Below are 21,777 nucleotides of genomic sequence, written 5' to 3'. Positions count from 1 at the left end.
TTATTTTTTTTGATTAAATTTTTCCTTGTTGTTCCAAAGAGCCTAAGAAGTAAGGCATTTGATCACGCCAAGATTCCCAATCATGAGGAACATCATGACCCCAGTAATCAAACCAGCCAGGAATATTTTTTGATTCAAAGATTCCCTGAAGTTGACGGGTAGCATCGATATGGGGACCTTCCCAATCACCTTGTCCTACACAAACGATAAAGGTATTTTGTCGATACTGATCAATGAACCAAGATTCATGAAGCTCAGGAAGATAGTCAACGGGTGAATTGAAGTAGACGGCTTGATCGCCATAAAAATCGCCTGTAAAGAAACGGGCATCGTAGACACCGCTCAAAGCAACGCTGAGATCAAAGACATCTGGATGTCGCAGGGCAAAATTGACGGTATGGAAACCACCCATACTGCAGCCTGTCGCAAGCATCGCACCTTGCCAGTTGGCTTCATAACGAATCAAAGGAACCAACTCTTCTATAATATAACCATCATAACGATTGTGAGCTTCTCCTATATCGTGGGGACTTTTATCCGTCGCTAACCAAGATTCATTGTCTACAGAGCTTGGTGTATAAAAACGTAGTAGACCACGATCAATAAAGGAACGACACGCCTCGATCATACCAAAATCAGCGTATTCGTCCTGACTTCCTCCTGAGGAAGGGAAAACAACAACTGGTTTCCCAGCATGTCCATAAACATTAAAGTGCATTTCACGTTGCAAATGCCCACTGTAATGACTTCTTCTTTCAAAATGCATAGCAAGCCTCCTATAATTTTTGACGAATCAAATCAATGTATTCGTAAAGTTGTTCTTCTGAAGGGGTACGAAGTAAGTAGCCTTCATCGCCCATGATTGCAGCGAAAATACCTGAGATCGTTAAAATATCGATCAATGAATCGCCGAGTCTTGCTCGGATATCGTCGTTGGTGTAAACATAATTGTTGTTGCTGTATTTTCTAGAAACATAGCCACAGTAATACGGACGATCAACAGTTGCCCGGAATTGATTGTCTTTCACGATATTTGCATATTCCTGAAAGATATCGAAATCATTGGCATAGTTGAACATGTCGATCGTAGAGCCGCCTGGCGGACGCATGTTAACTTCTAAAGGTAAGGCAGAACCATCTGCTGTACGGAAAAATTCAAAGTGGAAGAAGCGTTCCTTCGCATTGAAAGCCTCGACCATCTGCTGTCCCATTTCCAGCAAATCATCAGCTACTTCACGAGATAAATAAAAATACATGTCGTCATTTTTTTCGACGGTCTCTAAAACAGCGACATTATAGAGCAAGCTAGAGTAGTAGACGATGTTGCCGTCACGGTCAGTCAGACCGTCAAAGGTCACGATATTGCCTTCAACGAATTCCTCCATGATATAAGTGATCTCTCGACGATAAATAGTAAAGAAATGATCCAGTTCAGCTTGGTTTTTGATTTTATAGGTATCGCCAGCGCCTACCCCACTGTCAGGCTTGATAATGACTGGAAAACCGAATTTTTCAGCTAACGCATTGGCTTCTTCCTCATCTGCAAAGACAGCACCATCAGCTACGGGAAGACCAATCGATCGGAAGACTTCTTTCATGCTGGATTTTCTTTTGATAGCATCCAGATCAGAAGTTTTATAGCCAAATACATTAAAGTCCGTACGCAACCGGGCATCTAATTCCAACCAGTGCTCATTATGAGATTCGATTCGGTCGATTCGCCCATACTTATGACCAAAGAAAGCTACAGCACGGTAAACTTGATTATAGTCTTCCATGTTGTCGACACGATAGTATTCAGTTAATGAGTCACGCAGTAATTGAGGCAGCTGTTCGTAAGGGACATCCGCGATTCCCAGCGTATTGATCCCGGCTTCTTTTAGTCGGGTAGCAAACGTGACAAAATTGTCTGGAAAGTGCGGTGAAATCATGACAAAGTTTAAATTATTTTCCATAGTAATCACCTTTTAATCTTTTTGTTGCCTAATAATAGCATACTATCTTTTTGAAATCTAACTAATTTTTCATTTTAGAACCGAGAATCCCAATCAAAATCCAATTTTAAAGAAAGTAAAATAACACGCAAATTTCAACTTATGAAAAAGTCGAGGAATTACTTGCGGATTTTTTGTAGCTGTTGATTGATCTCTGCTAAATGAAAAGGTGTGTAGAAATCAGCTCCTAGTGCATCTTCTTGAGGGGTATCTTGTTTCCCTTTGATACAAACAGGTAAAGGTTCCTCTGTGACAGAAGCGACTTGCTCTGCCGGAATCAGTTTCTCGACTTTGATTGTATGCATCCAGTCGGCACCGAAATCATAGACATACTTTAAGGTTTTGGTCTGGGTAAAAATCGCCTCTAAAGTAACCTCCTGTGTCGCTTTAAATCTGGCAAAGCCGTAATCCTCTGCTGACTGTCCTATTAGCTGCTCAGCTGGTTGAAAGGACTGATTGCCATTTCCACGGAAAAATTGATGCAGATGGCTGTTTTCCCAGCCAAAAAGAATTTGAATGATCAGGTGCAGTTGATGCAAATTGAAGTTTTTCGGTACTAAGATCCTACGCCAGATGGGTGGACGAAACCCGTCTAGATCAATCCTCAATTGATAAGCGTCTGACTGTAGTGGTGACTGCTTTTTAGCAAAAGGAACGACGTTATTTTTTGTCGTTTGTTTCTCCAAATCTTTTTTCAGCAACTTCAACGTCTCTGACATTTGGGAAAGCACATTGCTTTCATTATCTAACAGCTCTCTTTTTTTGGAGGCGGACCAACAATCATCATCCATCATTCGTTCAAGAAATAGCTGTTTATTGTTTTGGAAATAATGCAAGATTTTATTATAATTGGCTTTTGAAAGGTAGTCATGATCGTTCAAGAAATGATAAAAATCGATCAAATGTTCATGAAGACAAATGATTTCATCAGGAAAAACCAGTGCTTCTGCAGGTAAAAAATGTAAATAAAAGAAATCCAGTAGCTCCGTTCTTGCCAGCTCGTTCGGGAGTTTTCCCGATTCAGCAGCTCCTTCAAGTAGAGAAATCAACACCGGAGACAAGGCAGCCGGATCTGTCAAATAGAGATCATAAGGATAAAAATAATCAGAGTCGAGAAATTGATTCAAAAGTACTTCAGGTTTCATATACTAGGTCCTCACTTTCCTTTTTTTATTATTGTAACAAGAAAAACAAAGGTAGGTGTTAAAATTTTACAAATAGACACATCTTTTTTATACTTAAGGTAGAGAAAGAAGCGGTGAGTTCTGTGACCGTAAAATAAACATTCTTTAGAGGGGGATTATTATGTCAGACAAATCAAAAGAAGAAGTATTCGCGGAACGTCAGCAATCTTACAAGGAAGAGAAAAAACAAATTTTCAAGGAAGCTCAAGAAGAAGCGGCTAAAAACAAAGTAGTTGAACCGAAAAAAGAAGAAAAAGAATAGCTCAAGCATAAATAACAAAATAGGGCTGTGACATAAGTAAAAACTAAAAAATATCCGAACAAGAAAGAATAAATTCACTAAATCTAAGTGAATGTGTGACGAGGACCCAGTGGCTCTCAGAAGCAATCTTCTACTTGTTCGGATATTTTTATTGTCTTTTTTGCATTAAGGCAATTCAGTAAATTCACGGTCATTTCCGTGGAAAACAACCAGCTGTTTGACGTCAAATTCACGAAGCAAATCAGCCATTTCAGTAAATAGCAAGCGATAATCTTCTGCTACATGGGCATCGGATCCTAGGGTAAATAATTTTCCACCTAGACTTTGATACAAAGGAACTGCATAGCGGTAAAGCTCCGCATTTTGGTAATGACCAAAACTTTTGGCATTGATCTCTAGTGCCAGCTCTCGATTGATGACTTTTTTGAAGATCGCAGTCAGCTCTTTTTCAAAGTGTGTTTCCAATTCTTGAGCAGAAAAATCAAAACGACGTAGTCCATACTCAAAGTGGGTCAAGATATGTCCGTCTGGAAATTTATCAAGCACTTCTGACATTTGATCAAAGTACATCTTAGCGATTTGGAACTTGTCTTTTTTCAAAACAATGTCATCCATGTAATCGAAGGCACCATTTTGATGGATACTCAATAGTTTTAAATCGTAAGGATGTTTGGCTAAATAATCCTGAATCTCAGCTTCTTGTCCAGGCACAACACCTAACTCGATTCCTTTTAAGAATTTTGTGTCATAGTCTGCTTCTAGAACGGCGATTTTTTTGATTAGCGCCAGATAATCTGGAATATCATCTTTGAAGCCGGTGCCCGCGTTGTTCAGATCAAAATGATCAGTCGGAACAAAAACTTCCGGCTGTTGTTTCAAATAGTTCTCAAATTTTTCTTCAGAATCAAACGATAGAAAGGTATGGAAATGCTGATCATAGTACTTCATAAAGAGGCCCCCTTTTTTTGAAACAGTACCACAACTTCAATAAAAGCGCTAGTCTAAACTTCAAAGCAAACAGTCGTCAAAAGCACGGCAGATATGCTATCATTTTGATGAGGAGGGGAAAAGTATGAATGAGTATTATGAATTATCAGATGGTTTTCAGATCCCAAAAATCGGTTTTGGAACCTATAGCTTGAATGGTAGTTATGGTGTCCGAGTGATGGAGCAAGCCTTGTCTGTAGGCTATCGGCTACTAGATACCGCCTTCAATTACGAAAACGAAGGTGCTGTAGGACAGGCAATCAGAAACAGTAGTGTGCCTAGAGATCAGATCACGGTGACTTCAAAGCTGCCTGGCAGACATCATGAGTACAAAGAAGCTTTTGTTACGATCGAGGAATCAGTGATTCGGCTTGGTGTCGATTATATTGATTTGTATCTGATCCATTGGCCAAATCCTATCCAAGATCAATACGTAGAAGCATGGCGTGCATTGATTGATGCGCAAAAAGCTGGCTTGATCCGTTCGATCGGTGTCAGCAATTTTCTGCCAGAGCATATTGACCGATTGGAGCACGAGACAGGAATCCTACCGGTAATCAATCAAGTCGAACTACACCCAAACTTTAACCAAAAAACACAAAGAGAATACGATACGTCTAAGCAGATCCTGACCGAAGCTTGGAGTCCCTTAGGTCGTGCAAGAGAGATCATCAAAGACCCGGTGCTAGGTGAAATCGCGCAAAACCGTAACAAATCAATTCCACAGATCATTTTGCGCTGGAATCTTCAGCAGAATGTTCTGTCGATCCCTAAAGCATCTCATATCGCTCGTCAAAAAAACAATCTGGATGTTTTTGATTTTGAGCTGACATCAGAAGAAATGGCGCTGATCAACAGCCTGACCAAAGAAGATGGTCGAATCCAGCAACAAGACCCAGCCGTTTATGAAGAATTTTGATTGACTGATTGAAGGAGAGCCTTGCGCTCTCCTTTTTGTATAATTTTTAGCAATGAAACGATAAAAAAATAGAATAGATTAAATCATCAAAATCTGACAAAGTATCTGGAAAACATGCTATTCTTTTTTCAAAGAGGAGGAGAAACGTATGAATGAATATTATGAGCTGTCAGATGGCTTTCAAATTCCGAAGATTGGTTTCGGTACCTTTAGTATGCACGGCTCCCATTGTACAAGAGTCGTTGAGCAAGCTCTGACTACTGGTTATCGCTTGATCGACACGGCGGTTATGTATGAAAATGAAGGTGCCGTGGGTCGTGCCATCAAAAATAGCAGTGTCCCAAGAGATCAGATCACATTGACATCCAAGCTACCTGGCCGATACCATGGCTATCAGTCCGCCTTGTCGTGTATTGAAGAATCTGCTGCCCGTTTAGGTGTGGATTATCTGGATCTGTATTTGATCCACTGGCCAAATCCTAAACAAGATAAGTATGTAGAAGCTTGGCAAGCCTTAATTGATGCCCAAAAAACAGGCTTGATTCGTTCGATTGGTGTCAGCAACTTTCTACCAGAATACATTGACCGTTTGGAACAGGAAACAGGTATTCTACCGGTTGTTAACCAAGTAGAGTTACATCCTAATTTCAATCAGGAAGAACAAAGAACCTATAATGCCTCTAAAAGTATTATTACCGAAGCCTGGAGTCCACTGGGGCGTGCGATTGATATCTTAGAGCATCCTGTTTTAAAAGAGATCGCACAACGCTATAACAAATCGATTCCTCAGATCATCTTGCGCTGGGATCTGCAAATCGGTGTCGTACCAATACCAAAGGCGGCACATATTTCTCGGCAAAAAAATAATTTGGAGATTTTTGATTTTGAATTGAAGGAAGAAGACATGCAGTTGATCTTATCCTTATCAAAAGAAGACGGACGCTTGAAGCAACAGCACCCAGCAACTTTTTCAGAAGTCTAGCAAAGCTGACCTGTTTCAGGCATCTTCTGAATGAAATTTGCTTCACTACGAGAACGGCTTGCTTGAAGTCAGCCGTGGAACCGTCGTGAGCCTGTAGTCTCACGACTTTCAAGCTTCAAAGTCTCAGTAACCAATAAAAATTGGCAACTGAGACTAATTCACATTGAATTCTGAACACGGCGACAACGCAAACTGTTCTCTCCGTTATGCTAAAAACTATCCTTCAGTCCTGAGTGACTTTCATGATCAATGAGTTAGTTGTTCTTAGCGAAGCGACTTTGATTTAGAAAATACCTAGAATTGTAACTAAAAGAGTGGAAACAGGCACTCTTTTTTTATTTAGCATGGCAATTGGGGATAGTTTTCAGTATAATCAGACTAATATTGATTTTGAAAGTGGAGTGATTTTTTGTCAGAAAAACAATTGAAAAAGGAGATTTCTCTCACGGGGGCCTTGTCTACGGTAATGGGCACAGTCATTGGTGCAGGAGTTTTCTTTAAAGCGGCAGCGGTTGTCTCGCAGACACAATCTGCAGGGCTGACCCTATTTGCTTGGTTATTTGCCGGCTTCTTGACGATCTGTGGCGGTTTGACGGTAGCGGAGTTGGCGACAGCGATCCCTGAAACCGGAGGACCCATCAAATACATCGAAGTAGCCTATGGGAAATTGCCTTCCTTTTTGCTTGGTTGGGCGCAAAGTATTATTTATTTTCCAGCGAATATCGCAGCGTTAAGCATTATTTTTACCACGCAATTTTTAAATTTATTTCATCTAGATGCTCAGTGGCTGCTACCTGTGTCGATCATTACGGCCTGCAGTGTGACAGGGATCAACTTGCTGGGTACAAAGATTGCGGCAAACGTGCAGTCCTTTACACTGATCGTCAAACTGATCCCAATTTTTGTGATCATTATTGCTGGTTTACTTACACCAGGGCAGGTAGAGGTCTCCATCGTAGATCTTTCGATCGGCGGAGATAAGTCATGGGCCGCAGGTTTTAGTGCCGCCTTGCTAGCAACCTTGTTTGCTTATGATGGCTGGCTGAATGTCGGAACGGTTGCTGGAGAACTGAAGCGACCAGAAAAAGATTTGCCCAAAGCGATCATCTTTGGTTTGAGCTTCGTTACATTGATCTATTGGGTCATCAATCTAGTCTTCTTAAAGACGCTGCCGATTGAACAAATCGCAGGCAACGCCAATGCATCTGCCGATGTTGCAGGTATTTTGTTCGGGGATATTGGTGGTCGTATCGTTACGCTGGGGATTTTGATCTCTGTATACGGAGCATTGAATGGCTATACGATGACTGGGATACGCGTGCCCTATGCATTGGCAGTCAAGAATGAATTTTTGTTCAGTAAGCAAATCAAGCGTTTGTCCAAACGTACAACAGTCCCTTATGTCGCAGCTTTGGTTCAGCTAGTCATCGCCAGCTTCATGATGTCGATCGGAACCTTTGATCTGCTGACGGATATGCTCGTCTTTGTTATGTGGTTCTTCAGCTTGCTGATTTTTGCAGCCGTCTTTTTACTGCGTAAACGTCAGCCAGACATGCCAAGGCCCTACAAAGTCCTCCTTTATCCAATCACGCCACTGATTGCCATGCTTGGTGGAGGCTTCATTCTAGTGATGACAACGATCACTACACCGATCTTGGTGATGACAGGAATTGGGATCACCGCTCTAGGTATCCCTGTATTTTATTATTTGCAAGGGAAAAAATAAGAACGAAAAAGGCTCAGAATCCACGAGATTCCGAGCCTTTTACTTTAGTTGAGGATCGTTAATTGATCGATTGTCTGTTTCAAGTTTTCAGAGATTGTTTGTAGGTCACTGACATGGTTAACAAATTCCTCCATGGTTGCCAGCACTTCTTCTGAATTGGCAGAGACTTCTTGAGTACCGGCTGCATTTTCTTCCGTAGAAGCAGAGATACTTTCCAGATTTTCTAAGATCGTCCCTTGGATCGCTACAACCTGATTGGTGGATTGCTCGACTTGCTGTAGTCCATCGATCATGGCAGTGCTACGTTCAAAGACCTCTTGCGAAGAGAAGATCGCCTGATCGATCAAGCGTGTCTGGTTCTCGCTGCCTTCCAATGAACGGGAGGCTTGATCGACCATTTCTAATGATTGAGACTGAATTTTATTGATGATCGTTTCAATCTCTTTGGTCGAACTTTTACTTTGCTCAGCCAATTGGCGGATCTCAGAAGCAACGACAGCAAAACCTTTGCCAGATTCCCCTGCGCGAGCAGCTTCGATCGATGCATTCAGTGCCAGTAGGTTGGTCTGATAAGAAATATCATTGATTACATTGATGATCTGATTGATTGCTTGGATACTTTGATTCATCGCATTCATATTGCTGACAAGTGAGCTCATTTGAGACATTTCGTTTTGCCAGCTGGAATTGACCGCATTCATGACATCCATACTTTGTTGATTGATACTAGATGCTTCCTGAGAATGTTCGTTCATGGTCTCCACATTTGTCGTCAATTCTTGCACGATGTCAGACAACTGATGTAGTTGAGAGACGCTGCGTTCAGTTTCTTCGGCTTGTGTTCCTGTGACTTCAGCGATCCCAGTGATTGTTTCAGTGACCTCACCTGTCGCCGAGCTTGTTTGCTGTGACAGTTCCAAGAGAGAGTTTGACATTTCAGCCACGTTTTGACTTTCTTTTTGGATCTCTGTTACCAGCACTCCAGTTGCTTGGATCATCTCATTGTAGCTAGCAGCCATGCGGTGGATCTCTGTGCCATGGTCATTAGGATAGACATAGTTTCGAGCATTTTCCTTGAGACTCCAGAACGAAGACTTCGCTTGTTTTTTAGCGATTGGACGATAGACACCGCCTCTTAATTCGTCGAAACGTTCAACGAAGACTAAGACAATTTCTTGAACAATGTTTTTAACCAGAAAGGCAAAGCCTGTGGTCAAAATCAAGATCACCACCATGATCGTCAAAGTAGACAGTAGCATCGCCTTGGTTTCTGTTGAATATTCGTGGTCGCGTATGGTGGCAAAAGCCCAGCTCTCGTTGCCTTCTTCCCCACGATTGAAATAAATATTGGCAACCCCTTCTTCGGATGAAGCATCAAGAATACCTGTCGATGCGGGCGACTCTTTCATTTTCACAAAAATCGGATTGTCAGAAAGGTCGACACCGACACGTTCTGGATCAACATCTGCAATGATTACACCCTCAGCAGTAATCAAAGAAACATGTCCAGTACGTCCAACTGCTAGTTCCTGCAGCAATGCAGTCACATTTTCGTAAGAAATATCAGCGGTCAGAACACCCCAGTCACCGTTTTGATTGCGAACCACTTTAGAAACCGTATTGACGATTTCATTTGTCAGTATATCTTGATAGGGAATGGACCAGACGGCTTCACCGTCAGCTGTGACAGCATCTTCGAACCAAGGACGAGTGCTTGGCTTAAAGTCAGCTGGCAAGCCTTCGAGTGAAGAAGCATAACTGTCATTTGGCATGGCGAAGGTTAGAGATAACATATTGGTATCACCAACGATCACAGAATCGACGGTTTTCTGAATATCCTCCAAATCGAATTCGGTTTGAAAAGCGTCTAAGTTTGCAGCGCCGGCCAAACGAGATTCTGTGTTGGCTAATAGATTTTCTTTTTCTGTTAGAACAGCCTGTGTGCCACTTTCTTGCGCAATGATGTTGCGTTCCTCCAGTAAATTGGTTGTCGTGATGAAGGTGCTGATCAGCATCACAAGAATCGGTAATAGTACTAGTAAGATCAAAACAGAAAGAATAATTTTTGCGATACTTTTTTGTTTGGTCTGCATTCGATTTCCTCTTTTCTAAAAAATATAGTCATACCTATTATTAAAATCGTCTGGGAATGAAAAAATTTAAGTAAAATGATGAAAAAACTTGATTTTTTCAAAAAAACGCCGTTATATCAAATATGTTCTTCAATAAAAAAATGAAAAAGGATCGATTAATTCTTTGATTCACAAAACAACGGAGTATGGATAAGCTTGTGATTCAGCTTTTTAAAAAGAGGAGAGAGAAAATATAAATAAATTAGTGAAAAAAGTATCAAATAGGTGTATACTGGTTCTAATTGAGAATCATTCTTAATAAGGAGGAGTGCAAAATGGTCGTCGACTTTACAAAAACATTGTTCGAACTAGTGTCTGAATACCCAGTAATCAAAGAGTTGATGTTTGATATCGGATTTAAAGAGATCACAAAACCGGGAATGCTACAGACAGCCGGACGCTACATGACGATTCCTAAAGGAGCAAAAATGAAAAAAATTCCATTGGAGCAAGTGATTGAAGCCTTTGAAGAAAAAGGCTTTACCGTAATAGGATGCTAAAGTTACCAACGTCAAAAGAAAAATGAGGAGTGTAAATATATGGAACGTACACGCGAAGAGCGTCAACAACGAATTGTAGAGATTTTGTCTTTGCTTCATGAAGGCGGTTCTTTTGAAGAGGCGAAACAGCTGTTCAGTGAAGAATTTGACGGTGTGGATGTGACCGAAATCACCGCAGCAGAAAAAGCATTGATTCAGGGAGGGCTAGATCCTTCTGAGATCCAACGATTATGCAACATCCATGCAGCAGTTTTTAAAGGTTCGATCAACGAGATTCATCGTTCAAATCAAACTCACGGACAACCAGGACATCCCGTCCATACACTAAAGCTTGAAAATCAAGTGCTAGAATCTTTACTGACGGATGAAATTGATGGACTACTGGCAAAAATCGAAAAAGGAGATTGGCAGCCAAAAGAACGCTTGATTGCTGCATTGATTGATTTAGGCCAGATCGACAAACACTATGCGCGCAAAGAAACCTTGATTTTTGCTTATATGGAAAAATATGGCATCACTGCACCGCCGCAAGTCATGTGGGGCGTCGATGATGATATCCGAGCGATGATCAAAGATCTGTTGCAGTATACACAGCAAGAAAAAATTGCCTTTAATCCTCTAATGGAAAAATGGGAAAAAGTGAAAAATGAGATCGAGGAAATGATCTTCAAAGAAGAAGAGATCATGGTGCCAATGACGTTGGATGTCTTTACTTTAAAAGACTGGGAACAAATTGCCGCAGACAGCTTTGATATCGGCTTTGCTTATATCCCTGAGCCCTTACCGTTTAAAGCCAGTCAAGCAGATCTCGAAAAAGAGGCTGAGCGTGAGCCGCAGCGACTAGCCGCCGTTCAACAGGCTAAAGAAACAACGGAGGGCATTGCTGCCAGCTTGAATCTTGAAAAAGCCAAAGCTGCGACGGATGAAGAAATCTATGATTGGGAAGAAACACAATCAGAGGGGACAGTCGTCTTACCTACAGGGATCTTACAGCTTGAGCAGTTGGTTGCCTTATTCCAAGCGCTACCTGTAGATTTGACTTTTGTCGATGATCAGGATCGAGTGAGATTTTATTCGGAAGGCAAAGAACGGGTCTTTCCGCGGACAAAGTCAGTTATCGGAAGAGAAGTAGTCAATTGTCATCCACCAAAAAGCATGCATATCGTTCAGAAAATTTTAGATGATTTTCGCAGTGGAACAAGAAAAGCAGCTGACTTTTGGATCGATCTGGGACCAAAGAAAATCTACATTCGTTATTTTGCCTTAAAAAACAGTGAAGGACAGTATTTAGGCTGTCTCGAGGTCACTCAGGATATTACGGAGATTCAAGGAATCGAAGGACAAAATCGCTTGTTAGAAGGCTTTACACAACAATAAATAGAAAAAATACCAGGAGATAAAAATTCTCTTGGTATTTTTTTGCTTGCAATTCTTTTTTTAGAGGTATATAATCCACTTGAATAAAAGTTTAGGCAAGCCGAAACTTTTTTAAAGCCAACGTGAGAGAAATAAAGAACCGCCATTCAAATCTGTTGAGGAGATAGATGTGGTGAGAGAATCAGGAGGAAAAAACATGTTGAGATTTGATCATATTTCTGCAAGTTATGACGGAACAAACCCAGTCGTCAAAGAGGTCACTTTTACTATTGAACAACCTGCGATCGTAGGAATCATCGGTCCAAACGGTGCTGGGAAATCAACCTTTATCAAAGCAGCCTTGCAGCTGATTTCAGGAACTGGAGAAACAACGGTCGATGGGAAGCCCTTGAAGACTGTTCAAAAACAGATTGCTTATGTGGAACAGAAAACAGCGATCGATCATACATTTCCAATCACTGTCCGCGAATGCGTATCATTGGGAATTTACCCCCAGAAGAAACTTTTTCAGCGATTGACTAAAAAAGACTGGGACAAAGTCGATCAAGCCCTAGCTTTGGTAGAAATGACCGAATTCAAGGAACGCCAGATTGGTGAGCTTTCAGGAGGTCAGTTCCAGCGAGTGTTGATTGCCCGAACTTTCGTACAGGAAGCGTCCATGATTTTTCTGGATGAACCGTTTGTTGGTATCGACGCGACCAGTGAAGGAATCATTATGCAGCTTTTACAACAATTAAAAAAAGCCGGAAAAACTATTTTTATTGTGCATCATGATTTGAGCAAGGTAGAGGAATACTTTGATGAGCTGGTTATCTTGAATAAAGAATTGATTGCGCAAGGAAAGACGAAAGAAGTTTTCAATGAAAAAAATTTGGTTGCTGCTTTTGGAGAAAGTATTTTTGTGAGAGGAGGACATTCAGATGCTGAGTAATTTTATTGAGGGTTTGTTGAATTATCATTTTTTACAAAACGCACTGATCACCTCCGTTGCGATCGGAATCGTAGCCGGTGCGATCGGCTGCTTCATTATTTTGCGAGGCATGTCCTTGATGGGTGACGCGATCTCCCACGCAGTTTTGCCAGGGGTGGCTCTCTCCTATATCTTGGGCATCCATTTCTTTATTGGAGCGATTCTTTTTGGTTTGTTGGCGTCCGTATTGATCACCTATATTTCGCAAAACAGTGTCATTAAAAGTGATACCGCGATCGGGATCACCTTCAGTTCCTTTCTGGCACTAGGGGTCATTTTGATCGGTGTTGCCAACAGCTCCACCGACTTGTTCCATATTTTGTTTGGGAATGTATTGGCGGTACAAGATGTGGATAAATGGATCACGCTTGCCATCGCATGTTTGGTGTTGCTCTTGATTGTGTTGTTTTTCCGTCCTTTACTGATCACTTCTTTTGACCCAATGATGGCCAAGGCTTTTGGGATGAAGGTCGGACGTTATCATTATTTGTTGATGATGCTGTTGACTTTAGTTGCTGTAACGGCGATGCAAAGTGTTGGGACGATTCTAGTAGTGGCGATGCTGATCACACCTGCGGCAACCGCCTATCTATTTACGAAACGCTTAAGTCACATGATGCTACTTTCTGCAACTTTAGGCGGTCTGTCTTCTGTGATCGGTTTGTTTATTGGGTACAGCTTCAATATCGCTGCTGGTTCCAGTATTGTACTGACAGCTGCCGTTCTGTTTATTTTAGGTTTTCTTTTGTCCCCTAAACAGCGTGCTCGTCATGGGAACAAGGGCTGGATCATTGCTGCTGCCGTCCTTGGATTGACAGCAGGAGGGATCGCACTTTATGCCAATACTCACACAGCAAAAGAAGACAATGACAAGCTCAATATAGTTGTTACCAATTCGATCTTAAAAGATATTACGGAGCAAATTACCGGTGATGCGATCAATTTACACAGTATTGTGCCGGTTGGAAAAGATCCTCACGAGTATGAACCACTACCTGAAGATGTCCAAAAATCGACCGACGCTGATCTACTCTTCTATAATGGACTGAACCTAGAGACAGGTGGAAATGCCTGGTTCACCAAACTGATGAACAATGCCGATAAAGTAGTCAATGAAGATTATTTTGCAGTGAGTGACGGTGTTGAAGTCCTTTATCTGGAACAGGAAGAGGCGGGGAAAGAAGATCCTCATGCATGGCTCGATTTAGAAAATGGAATGATCTATGCAAAAAATATCGCCAAGCATCTGATCGAAAAGGATCCAGAGAATGCCCAGATCTATCAGGAAAATCTCGAGGATTATCTGACACTGCTCGGCGAACTGGATCAGGAAGCGAAAGTCAAATTTGATTCGATCCCGGAAGAAAAGAAACTGATCGTCACCAGTGAAGGAAGCTTCAAGTATTTCTCCAAAGCCTATGGAATCCCATCTGCTTATATTTGGGAAATCAATACGGAGGAAGAAGGGACGCCTGATCAGATCCGTTCACTAGTAGAGCAATTGAAAGCATCTGAGGTCACGGCAGTTTTTGTGGAAAGCAGTATCAATCCTAAACCGATGCAAAGTGTATCAAAAGATGCAGGAATCCCGATCTATGCTGAGATTTTTACTGATTCCGTTGCTGAAAAAGGCAATGACGGTGACAGTTATTACGCAATGATGAAATGGAATCTGGACAAAATCTACGAAGGATTGTCACAATAACAAATAAGAAGCAGCTACTGATCAATCGTCAGCAGCTGCTTCTTGCGTTTCTTTCGCTAAATGATAATAAATGATCTCAGGAGGAGCACCCAGCCGTATTGGCAAGCCGGATGTCCCTAAACCATTCGAGATGGAAAGCAGTGTTTTTTCCTTTAATAAATACATACCATGTGTATATTTGGTGGCTCCGTCGTGTTTAAGATGAATAAACGGCAGTCGCACCTGACCACCGTGACTGTGCCCAGACAAGACCAAATTATAGTTTTCGATCTGATCGATGGCTTGGACAGCATCCGGTTCATGTAACAGAAGTAAATGCCATTCTGCTAGCGTAGGTTCATAATCGAAATGAGGTTCTCCTCTCAAGCAGTCATCAATACCTGTGACGTTGATCGAGATCTTGTCGTTAGCTCCAAAAAGCTCTTCGTTTTTCAATAAAGTAAATCCAGATTCTTTGAACACTTCTTGAACAAAATAATGGCCGTCTTCTAAGTAGTCGTGATTTCCTAAAATAGCGATCTTTCCCATTGGAGCAGATAGACGGGTCAATTTTTCAATCAGACGCTGCGAATATCGATGGGGCCATTTTTTATAATTGTTTACTAGATCGCCAGTAAAGACGATCAAATCAGGAGAATTTTGTAAAATAGATTTGATAACAGGGTTAAAGTGAAGCGGTTGGTAACTATTGGAAAAATGCGTATCGCTGATGTGAGCGACCACAATGTTGGTCTGTTCTTGGTAGAGATCATAGGCTTTGGAGATATCAAGGATCTCTAGGTTGTTTTTACGAATAAAGTAATGCTTTTGTTTTAATCGACGAGGTTCAATGAAGACCATGTAGAATAAAAGAGAAGCAAGGAAAGCTGCTATTCCATAGATAAAATACATTCTCAGGTCTCCTTTGTCAAATTTAGTCAATACATATATAGAATAGAGGAATAACCGAAAAAAAGCAATCGAACAAAAAGTAAAAAATGAGTAAAACAACATCTGTGATTACATTTGATAGTCAGTTTTAGCTCACAACGCTTCACTGCGAGAATGTCTTGCTTAAAGTCAACCGTGGAACCATCGTGAGCCTGTCGTCTCACGACTTTCAAGCTTCAAAGTCTCAGTAACCAATAGAAATTGGCAACTGAGACTAATTCACATTGAATTCTAAACATGGTGACAACGCAAGCCTTTCTCTCCGTTGCGCAAAAGGACCTCTTTCACTCAAATGTAGCTTGTGTAAGGAGTATCCTTTTCTTTTTTTGCTTAGAAAAAGAATCAGCGTCATCATGACGAAGTGAATGACTAGGACCGGTTTGCTTTATTGTCTACCAAAAAACAACGACATCTAAAAAACGTCCCTCTCAAAAGTGCCAAGGCATTTTTCGAAGGACGGGGGAAGTGAAGATTATTTTCTCTTTCTGAATCGTTTCTTTCCGATTCTTTTGGTAGGGATCAAAAGAAGCAGGCAATCATAAGGCAGACTGATCAGCGACCAAGCGAGTGCTTTGCTGGAAGGCTGTTCTTGATAAATGTTCAGAAACAGTAGATGCAACAGAATCAAGCCAACAAACATCGCAAGCAGCAAAACCCATCTTTGGTCGAAGGGAGAGAACTGCAATAGCTTAAGCGACAAGGGATACAAATAAAAGAATACCCCAGCCAAGCCAAAGCGCCAGTTGCGTGTCAGTTGATACAAACTAAGTAAGAAAAACAAGGCAGATAGGAGAATACCTAAGGGTGGAAACAAACCAACTAAAAAAGAATAGCAGAGGCCGAACAGGTTCATTCCTGGTCCTTTAACAAGGGCGGCGATCAATGTGAAGGCCAAAAGTAAGAATAATTGCTGAGAGAAACTTGCGACAGTCAATAGACCGAAGACCAGTAGTAACAGCCAATGGGTTAGAGTGTGGGTTTGATTTTTTTCATTCGGGCTTTGTCTTTGTCGCATCCATTCGGCCATCTCTGGAAAATCACGGCGAAAAGTTTGCGAATCGGCACATGAATCCTTTTTATGTGTCGAATAGTAGCGATATTGTGAACGCAGACGTTCCATCTTGTCCCCTCCTCATTTTTTTTAACCATCCCAGTCGCTTTTGTGTGCGAATAGCTTTGCTTAATGTCAACAGTGGACCTTTGTGTGCTAGTCGTCCGAATAAAAAGCAACTGGAAATGGGAACTTTCTTTCTTCTTATTATAAAAAAGAAGATCAGATTCGGTATCCAACTAGAGACGGATGTTTTTCTAGGACTTTAGCTGAAGAAAAACGAGTCTCCTCGTTTATGATTTATCAAAAATGTGCTATTGTAAACAAGAGAATTAGGAGGAATGGACCCATGATTTTTGATTCGCATACACATTTGAATGCAGAACAATTTAATGAAGAGATACCAGAAACGATCGCACGCGCCAAAGAGTTGGGTGTGACAGAGATGGCGGTGGTTGGTTTTGACTACCCAACCATTGAAAAATCACTGGAATTGAGTCGGACGTATGAGTCGATCTACAGTATCATCGGTTGGCATCCAACTGAGGCTGGCAGCTATGATCAGGAGGTAGAAAATTACCTACAAAAGAAATTAACTGAACCTAAAGTCGTGACTTATGGAGAAATCGGCTTGGATTATCATTGGATGGAAGATCCTAAAGACGTCCAGGAGAAAGTTTTCCGACGTCAGATCGCGATCGCTCGAGAGCATGGATTACCTATCAGTATTCATATGCGAGATGCAATTGAGGATACTTACCGAATATTGAAGGATGAAGAGGTTCGCGATATTGGCGGGATCATGCATAGCTTCAGTGGCGATGCAGAGTGGGCGAAGAAATTTTTGGATTTGGGGATGCACATTTCGTTCAGCGGTGTGGTGACCTTCAAAAAAGCTCTTGATGTCCAAGAAGCAGCCCAAATCGTCCCTCTTGATCGGCTATTAGTTGAGACCGATGCACCTTATCTGGCACCGATGCCTTACAGAGGCAAACGAAACGAGCCGGGATATACACGATATGTCGTAGAGAAAATTGCCGAACTAAGAGAGCTTTCATTTGAAGAAGTAGCCAAACAAACGACCGTCAATGCCCGTCGTTTGTTCCGGATCGATCAATGAGCAAATTATCGATTGAAGAAATTATCGTCGTCGAAGGCAAAGACGATACGCGAAGGATTCAGGAAGTAGTCAATGCGGACACCATCGAAACGATCGGGTCAGCAATCAATGAAGAGATTTTGACACAGATCGAACACGCACAGGAAATGCGAGGAGTGATCGTTTTTACCGATCCAGATTTTTCAGGAGAAAAAATCAGAAAAACGATCATGGAAGTCGTTCCTGATGCGAAACATGCGTTTCTACCTAGAAGTCAAGCGCAAAGCAAGCGCAAAGGAGCCAGTCTAGGTGTCGAGCATGCCAGTGATGAAGCGATCCTTGAAGCTCTGCGTAAAGTAGTGACTTCCGCAGTCAGCCAGCAAACATCGATCGATCGTCAGCAACTATTAGAATATGGCTTGATTGCTGGTCCACAAGCCAAGGAACGCCGAGAAAAATTAGGCGACGAGCTGAGGATTGGTTATACGAACGGCAAACAGCTACCGAAACGCTTGGCGATGTTTAGAATTACTGAAGAAGAATTGCAAGCAGCAATGAAAAAAGTGGAGGAAACAATGTGAACGAAAAAAGAGAGATAGCCGTCCCTTCAAGAACCAAAGAGATTCTTGCCAAACACGGTTTTACTTTTAAGAAAAGCTTAGGACAGAATTTTTTGACTGAACCCAATATTTTACGGAAAATCGTGGAAACAGCAGAGATCACGGAGCAGACCAATGTGATCGAAGTCGGTCCGGGGATCGGAGCTTTGACAGAGCATTTGGCAAAGAATGCTCGTCAGGTGCTGGCCTTTGAGATCGACGATCGTCTAATTCCGGTGCTAGAGGATACCTTGCAAGACTATCCGAATGTATCGGTTGTCCATCAGGATGTGTTGCAGGCGAACTTGCCACAGATCACCAGCGAGATTTTTGAGGAAGAATTACCGATCAAAGTAGTTGCAAACCTGCCTTACTATATCACCACACCAATTATGATGTATTTTCTGTCATCAGGATTGCCGGTGGCTGAAATGATCGTCATGATGCAAAGGGAAGTGGCTGACCGTATTTCTGCCAAACCAGGAACCAAAGCGTATGGTTCACTATCGATTGCAGTTCAGTATCACATGGAAGCCAAGCTAGCGTTTATTGTACCGAAAACGGTCTTTGTTCCGCAGCCTAATGTCGACTCAGCCATTTTAAAATTGACTCGTCGTCAAACACCGGCTGTTTCCATGTCGAATGAAAAGGAATTTTTCAAGCTGACCAAAGCTGCCTTCCAGCTACGTCGTAAGACCCTTTGGAATAACTTGCAGAACAGTTATGGAAAAGATGAAGCAACCAAAGCCTGGTTGAGAGCCAGCTTAGAAACAGCGGCGATCGAACCTTCCCGTCGTGGAGAAACCTTGTCTTTAGAAGAGTTTGCTGCTTTGAGCAATGCTATGGAAGCGGGGAAACAAGGTTAATATGTCTCAAAACTATTATGATGATCCCATCTTTTTTGAAAAGTACAGTCAGATGTCCCGCAGTGTGAAAGGCTTGGAAGGTGCTGGAGAATGGCAGACACTGGAACGCTGACTTCCTGAATTTAATGGTAGGAACGTACTAGATTTAGGCTGTGGCTATGGTTGGCACTGTATCTATGCGGCGGAACATGGCGCAAACAAAGTGGTAGGTATCGACATTTCCGAAAAAATGTTAGCAGTCGCCCGTGAAAAAACGACAACAGAAACAGTCGAATACCGTCGAGGGGATCTTTCGGAATTCGAAGCGACTGACGCGTCCTTCGACATCGTATTAAGTTCTCTAGCGTTGCATTATCTTCCGGACTTCAAAAAAATTGCTGAAAAAGTGTTTCGAGCATTAAAGTCGGGAGGTCACTTTGTTTTTTCTGTTGAGCATCCGGTCTTTACGGCAGAAGGCTCTCAGGAATGGCAATATGACGCGGAGGGAAAGATCCAGTATTTTCCTGTTGACCGCTACTTTGATGAAGGCCAACGAACAACGAATTTTCTGGGAGAAAGTGTCACCAAATATCATCGAACATTAACAACGTATCTGGATGATCTACTGACATCTGGTTTTCTCATCGAACGAATCGTTGAACCGATGCCCTCAGAAGCAATGCTGTCGCTTCCAGGGATGCAAGATGAGCTTCGTCGACCGATGATGCTGATCATTCGAGCAAAAAAACAATAAAAATCCTGTTGTACATTATCCAGACCTACTTGATGAGGTCTGGCAGAGTACAACAGGATTTTTTTATTGATCCAGTAATCGGTCTGCTTGGTCTTCGATCATCTGGAGATCACTGTTAGGAAGGGAAGCACAGATCTGGATGACTTTTTCTTCTGGAAAATCATCCTCTGAAAGATCGACCGTACTGATGATCAGATCCGCTTCTTGAGGAGAAGCGACAAAGTCCACCATGTATTTTGACAAACGGTAATTGATTCTTTTTTGCACAAATGATTGATGCAGCTTCATCACATCTGAGTGGACAAAGAGCTTGATCCGCGGATTAAAGACCGTTAAGTCTAAATAAGCGATCCAATTGAACATAGCGATTGCTCGCAGATAGGCCGAATTTGCGAAAACCTCTGATTGTTGACTGAGAGATTCCCAGAAGGTCTCGAAATGAATCAAATAATCTCGGAAATCTTTTTCGAAATAGCCTAGCGAATACATGCCGACCATATCTAAAAGCATCGGGCTTAAACTCAGAATGTCATTGAATTGTAACTGACGATCCAAACCTTGTCCAAGCCGTGGTCGTTTTTCTAGTGACAAAGAAGCAATTTGTGCATCAAAGGTGTTCAACCATATTTGAACTTCTTTCTCAAAAATATAGGTCGTTTTCTTTTGTAAAAAAATAGGGTCAGAGGAAATGTTGATCGTGTACATGACTAGCAGGAATACTTGCCAGTCAGACTCGGTCCAATTGGCTAAGAAATCGGGCTTCTCAATAAATTCATAATCGTCTACATGTTTCAGCGATGGATCGTCAGGCTCCGCAGAGTAACCGTTTTCGACCCTTTGACAAAAGATATGAACAAATAAATAAGCATCCGAAAGTGTTCGTCGATAGTTCTCTAATTTCAAGTAATCAACGAGCTGTTTCGCCAATGGAAGATAAGGCGCTTCTTTAGAATACCAAGGCAATCTTTCCAAATCTTTGTGAACACTGTGGAAGTACAGTTGATAGAGCAGTCGAATCCTGCTTTCAGGACCTTTCAAGCTCATGTGTTCAGACAACGTGATATGCAGATCGTAGTCATTCAACACAAGGTTCAACTGCTTCAATTTTCTGGACAAGGTAGATTTAGAAATATAATGTTCTTCGCAAAAGTCGGCCGTCAGCACCTCTTTGTCTAAAAAAAGTTTGCAGATGATATCGTAAGACATACTTTTGGTAAACAGATTTTCTATCAGTCGTTGAATATTGACACCTCTGCGGATCAGCTTGATCCCATCTCTTTTGGTGATCTGAAATTCAGCTTCTTCCGGTGTATAAAGCTCCTCAAAATCAGCCTGCAGTTCCAAACAAGTGTTTCGAATCATACTGCGGCTGTAACTTTCGAATTCCTGACAAATCTGTTCGGTAGAGATATAGTCGACATGATTATTGAGCAACTCGATGATTTTGGTTTTTAAAAAGAGATTCGTCTTTAGTCTCTCCATCTTTTGTTGCTGAATAGCAAACATTCAGAAGCTTAGTTCATCTCGGAATGTTTCCTCAGCAATACCTCCTTTGGTTTCTAGATATCTGTATCTTTACTTTTCACAATGGAGCCATTTCTCACTCTTATTTTACCATAAAAATGAGAATACCATGAATGATAAGTGTCAAAAACACGAAAACATAATTCACAAAAATGAAGTGACTTCTTTTATTAAAAGGACGTATATTTGTAGTAATAACAGTGAAATTTGGTTATTTCACCAAAAAGGTTATAAAAA

The 21,777-nt window shown here is 41.6% G+C and carries 19 protein-coding genes and 1 pseudogene; 12 read left to right on the top strand and 8 right to left on the bottom strand.

Features of this window, described 5'->3' with window-relative positions:
- Positions 1-13 precede the first annotated feature (13 nt).
- The 3 genes from ACWODM_RS09335 to ACWODM_RS09325 form a co-directional block, all read right to left on the bottom strand.
- A complete protein-coding gene (locus ACWODM_RS09335; protein WP_455321112.1) occupies positions 14-766 on the bottom strand; it encodes an esterase family protein in 753 nt (250 codons plus the stop codon).
- 10 nt (positions 767-776) lie between these two features.
- Positions 777-1,955, bottom strand: a complete 1,179-nt coding sequence (locus ACWODM_RS09330; RefSeq protein ID WP_455321111.1) for an ATP-grasp domain-containing protein — start codon at positions 1,953-1,955, stop codon at positions 777-779.
- Positions 1,956-2,113: 158 nt separating this feature from the next.
- On the bottom strand, positions 2,114-3,139 hold the full coding sequence (locus tag ACWODM_RS09325; RefSeq protein ID WP_455321110.1) for a plasmid pRiA4b ORF-3 family protein: 1,026 nt from the start codon (positions 3,137-3,139) through the stop codon (positions 2,114-2,116).
- 160 nt (positions 3,140-3,299) lie between these two features.
- On the opposite strand from ACWODM_RS09325, the gene ACWODM_RS09320 reads away from it, so the two are divergent.
- Entirely contained in the window at positions 3,300-3,440 is a 141-nt protein-coding gene (locus ACWODM_RS09320) for a hypothetical protein (protein WP_455321109.1), read from the top strand.
- Between the two features lie 165 nt (positions 3,441-3,605).
- On the opposite strand, the gene ACWODM_RS09315 is transcribed toward ACWODM_RS09320, so the two are convergent.
- Positions 3,606-4,388: a PHP domain-containing protein gene (locus ACWODM_RS09315; RefSeq protein WP_455321108.1), complete on the bottom strand. Its 783-nt coding sequence runs from the start codon at positions 4,386-4,388 to the stop codon at positions 3,606-3,608.
- Between the two features lie 124 nt (positions 4,389-4,512).
- Between ACWODM_RS09315 and ACWODM_RS09310 the strand changes: the two genes are divergently transcribed.
- The 3 genes from ACWODM_RS09310 (at position 4,513) to ACWODM_RS09300 (ending at position 8,054) form a co-directional block, all read left to right on the top strand.
- Entirely contained in the window at positions 4,513-5,346 is an 834-nt protein-coding gene (locus tag ACWODM_RS09310; protein WP_455321107.1) for an aldo/keto reductase, read from the top strand.
- A 148-nt stretch (positions 5,347-5,494) separates the two neighbouring features.
- A complete protein-coding gene (locus tag ACWODM_RS09305) occupies positions 5,495-6,328 on the top strand; it encodes an aldo/keto reductase (RefSeq protein WP_455321106.1) in 834 nt (277 codons plus the stop codon).
- Between the two features lie 409 nt (positions 6,329-6,737).
- Complete coding sequence (locus tag ACWODM_RS09300; protein ID WP_455321105.1) at positions 6,738-8,054, top strand: APC family permease; 1,317 nt, start codon at positions 6,738-6,740, stop codon at positions 8,052-8,054.
- A gap of 44 nt (positions 8,055-8,098) precedes the next feature.
- Here the strand turns inward: ACWODM_RS09300 and ACWODM_RS09295 are convergent, their stop codons facing one another.
- Positions 8,099-10,147: a methyl-accepting chemotaxis protein gene (locus ACWODM_RS09295; protein ID WP_455321104.1), complete on the bottom strand. Its 2,049-nt coding sequence runs from the start codon at positions 10,145-10,147 to the stop codon at positions 8,099-8,101.
- A 314-nt stretch (positions 10,148-10,461) separates the two neighbouring features.
- Here ACWODM_RS09295 and ACWODM_RS09290 point away from each other — a divergent pair, with 314 nt between their 5' ends.
- From ACWODM_RS09290 to ACWODM_RS09275, 4 genes are all read left to right on the top strand, one after another.
- Positions 10,462-10,686, top strand: coding sequence for a DUF1858 domain-containing protein (locus tag ACWODM_RS09290; RefSeq protein ID WP_455321103.1), 225 nt, complete (start codon positions 10,462-10,464; stop codon positions 10,684-10,686).
- A 39-nt stretch (positions 10,687-10,725) separates the two neighbouring features.
- Positions 10,726-12,063: a DUF438 domain-containing protein gene (locus ACWODM_RS09285; RefSeq protein ID WP_455321102.1), complete on the top strand. Its 1,338-nt coding sequence runs from the start codon at positions 10,726-10,728 to the stop codon at positions 12,061-12,063.
- Between the two features lie 196 nt (positions 12,064-12,259).
- Positions 12,260-12,994, top strand: a complete 735-nt coding sequence (locus tag ACWODM_RS09280; protein WP_455321101.1) for a metal ABC transporter ATP-binding protein — start codon at positions 12,260-12,262, stop codon at positions 12,992-12,994.
- A complete protein-coding gene (locus ACWODM_RS09275) occupies positions 12,984-14,738 on the top strand; it encodes a metal ABC transporter permease subunit (protein WP_455321100.1) in 1,755 nt (584 codons plus the stop codon). The genes ACWODM_RS09280 and ACWODM_RS09275 overlap by 11 nt, the downstream gene beginning before the upstream one ends.
- A gap of 21 nt (positions 14,739-14,759) precedes the next feature.
- Here ACWODM_RS09275 and ACWODM_RS09270 read toward each other — a convergent pair whose 3' ends face one another.
- Both ACWODM_RS09270 and ACWODM_RS09265 read right to left on the bottom strand, forming a co-directional pair.
- Complete coding sequence (locus ACWODM_RS09270; protein ID WP_455321099.1) at positions 14,760-15,629, bottom strand: metallophosphoesterase; 870 nt, start codon at positions 15,627-15,629, stop codon at positions 14,760-14,762.
- A gap of 511 nt (positions 15,630-16,140) precedes the next feature.
- The gene (locus ACWODM_RS09265) at positions 16,141-16,788 is read right to left on the bottom strand and encodes a hypothetical protein (protein ID WP_455321098.1); all 648 of its coding nucleotides are present in this window, start codon (positions 16,786-16,788) and stop codon (positions 16,141-16,143) included.
- Positions 16,789-17,068: 280 nt separating this feature from the next.
- Between ACWODM_RS09265 and ACWODM_RS09260 the strand changes: the two genes are divergently transcribed.
- The 4 genes and pseudogenes from ACWODM_RS09260 (at position 17,069) to ACWODM_RS09245 (ending at position 20,016) form a co-directional block, all read left to right on the top strand.
- Positions 17,069-17,839, top strand: a complete 771-nt coding sequence (locus tag ACWODM_RS09260; RefSeq protein ID WP_455321097.1) for a TatD family hydrolase — start codon at positions 17,069-17,071, stop codon at positions 17,837-17,839.
- A complete protein-coding gene (rnmV, locus tag ACWODM_RS09255) occupies positions 17,836-18,399 on the top strand; it encodes a ribonuclease M5 (protein ID WP_455321096.1) in 564 nt (187 codons plus the stop codon). The genes ACWODM_RS09260 and rnmV overlap by 4 nt, the downstream gene beginning before the upstream one ends.
- Positions 18,396-19,283, top strand: coding sequence for a 16S rRNA (adenine(1518)-N(6)/adenine(1519)-N(6))-dimethyltransferase RsmA (gene rsmA / locus ACWODM_RS09250; RefSeq protein ID WP_455321095.1), 888 nt, complete (start codon positions 18,396-18,398; stop codon positions 19,281-19,283). Before rnmV ends, rsmA begins: the two co-directional genes overlap by 4 nt.
- A 1-nt stretch (position 19,284) precedes the next feature.
- A pseudogene (locus ACWODM_RS09245) lies at positions 19,285-20,016 on the top strand (class I SAM-dependent methyltransferase).
- A 63-nt stretch (positions 20,017-20,079) separates the two neighbouring features.
- On the opposite strand, the gene ACWODM_RS09240 reads toward ACWODM_RS09245, so the two are convergent.
- Complete coding sequence (locus ACWODM_RS09240) at positions 20,080-21,498, bottom strand: helix-turn-helix domain-containing protein (protein ID WP_455321094.1); 1,419 nt, start codon at positions 21,496-21,498, stop codon at positions 20,080-20,082.
- Positions 21,499-21,777: the final 279 nt, after the last annotated feature.

The sequence above is a fragment of the Enterococcus olivae genome, from assembly GCF_053760925.1.
This window is presented reverse-complemented; position numbering and strand designations above follow the sequence as displayed.

Coding starts and splice junctions, on each gene's coding strand:
- ACWODM_RS09335 (WP_455321112.1), bottom strand. CDS start 766: ATGCATTTTGAAAGAAGAAGTCATTACAGTGGGCATTTGCAACGTGAA.
- ACWODM_RS09330 (WP_455321111.1), bottom strand. CDS start 1,955: ATGGAAAATAATTTAAACTTTGTCATGATTTCACCGCACTTTCCAGAC.
- ACWODM_RS09325 (WP_455321110.1), bottom strand. CDS start 3,139: ATGAAACCTGAAGTACTTTTGAATCAATTTCTCGACTCTGATTATTTT.
- ACWODM_RS09320 (WP_455321109.1), top strand. CDS start 3,300: ATGTCAGACAAATCAAAAGAAGAAGTATTCGCGGAACGTCAGCAATCT.
- ACWODM_RS09315 (WP_455321108.1), bottom strand. CDS start 4,388: ATGAAGTACTATGATCAGCATTTCCATACCTTTCTATCGTTTGATTCT.
- ACWODM_RS09310 (WP_455321107.1), top strand. CDS start 4,513: ATGAATGAGTATTATGAATTATCAGATGGTTTTCAGATCCCAAAAATC.
- ACWODM_RS09305 (WP_455321106.1), top strand. CDS start 5,495: ATGAATGAATATTATGAGCTGTCAGATGGCTTTCAAATTCCGAAGATT.
- ACWODM_RS09295 (WP_455321104.1), bottom strand. CDS start 10,147: ATGCAGACCAAACAAAAAAGTATCGCAAAAATTATTCTTTCTGTTTTG.
- ACWODM_RS09290 (WP_455321103.1), top strand. CDS start 10,462: ATGGTCGTCGACTTTACAAAAACATTGTTCGAACTAGTGTCTGAATAC.
- ACWODM_RS09285 (WP_455321102.1), top strand. CDS start 10,726: ATGGAACGTACACGCGAAGAGCGTCAACAACGAATTGTAGAGATTTTG.
- ACWODM_RS09280 (WP_455321101.1), top strand. CDS start 12,260: ATGTTGAGATTTGATCATATTTCTGCAAGTTATGACGGAACAAACCCA.
- ACWODM_RS09275 (WP_455321100.1), top strand. CDS start 12,984: ATGCTGAGTAATTTTATTGAGGGTTTGTTGAATTATCATTTTTTACAA.
- ACWODM_RS09270 (WP_455321099.1), bottom strand. CDS start 15,629: ATGTATTTTATCTATGGAATAGCAGCTTTCCTTGCTTCTCTTTTATTC.
- ACWODM_RS09265 (WP_455321098.1), bottom strand. CDS start 16,788: ATGGAACGTCTGCGTTCACAATATCGCTACTATTCGACACATAAAAAG.
- ACWODM_RS09260 (WP_455321097.1), top strand. CDS start 17,069: ATGATTTTTGATTCGCATACACATTTGAATGCAGAACAATTTAATGAA.
- rnmV (WP_455321096.1), top strand. CDS start 17,836: ATGAGCAAATTATCGATTGAAGAAATTATCGTCGTCGAAGGCAAAGAC.
- ACWODM_RS09240 (WP_455321094.1), bottom strand. CDS start 21,498: ATGGAGAGACTAAAGACGAATCTCTTTTTAAAAACCAAAATCATCGAG.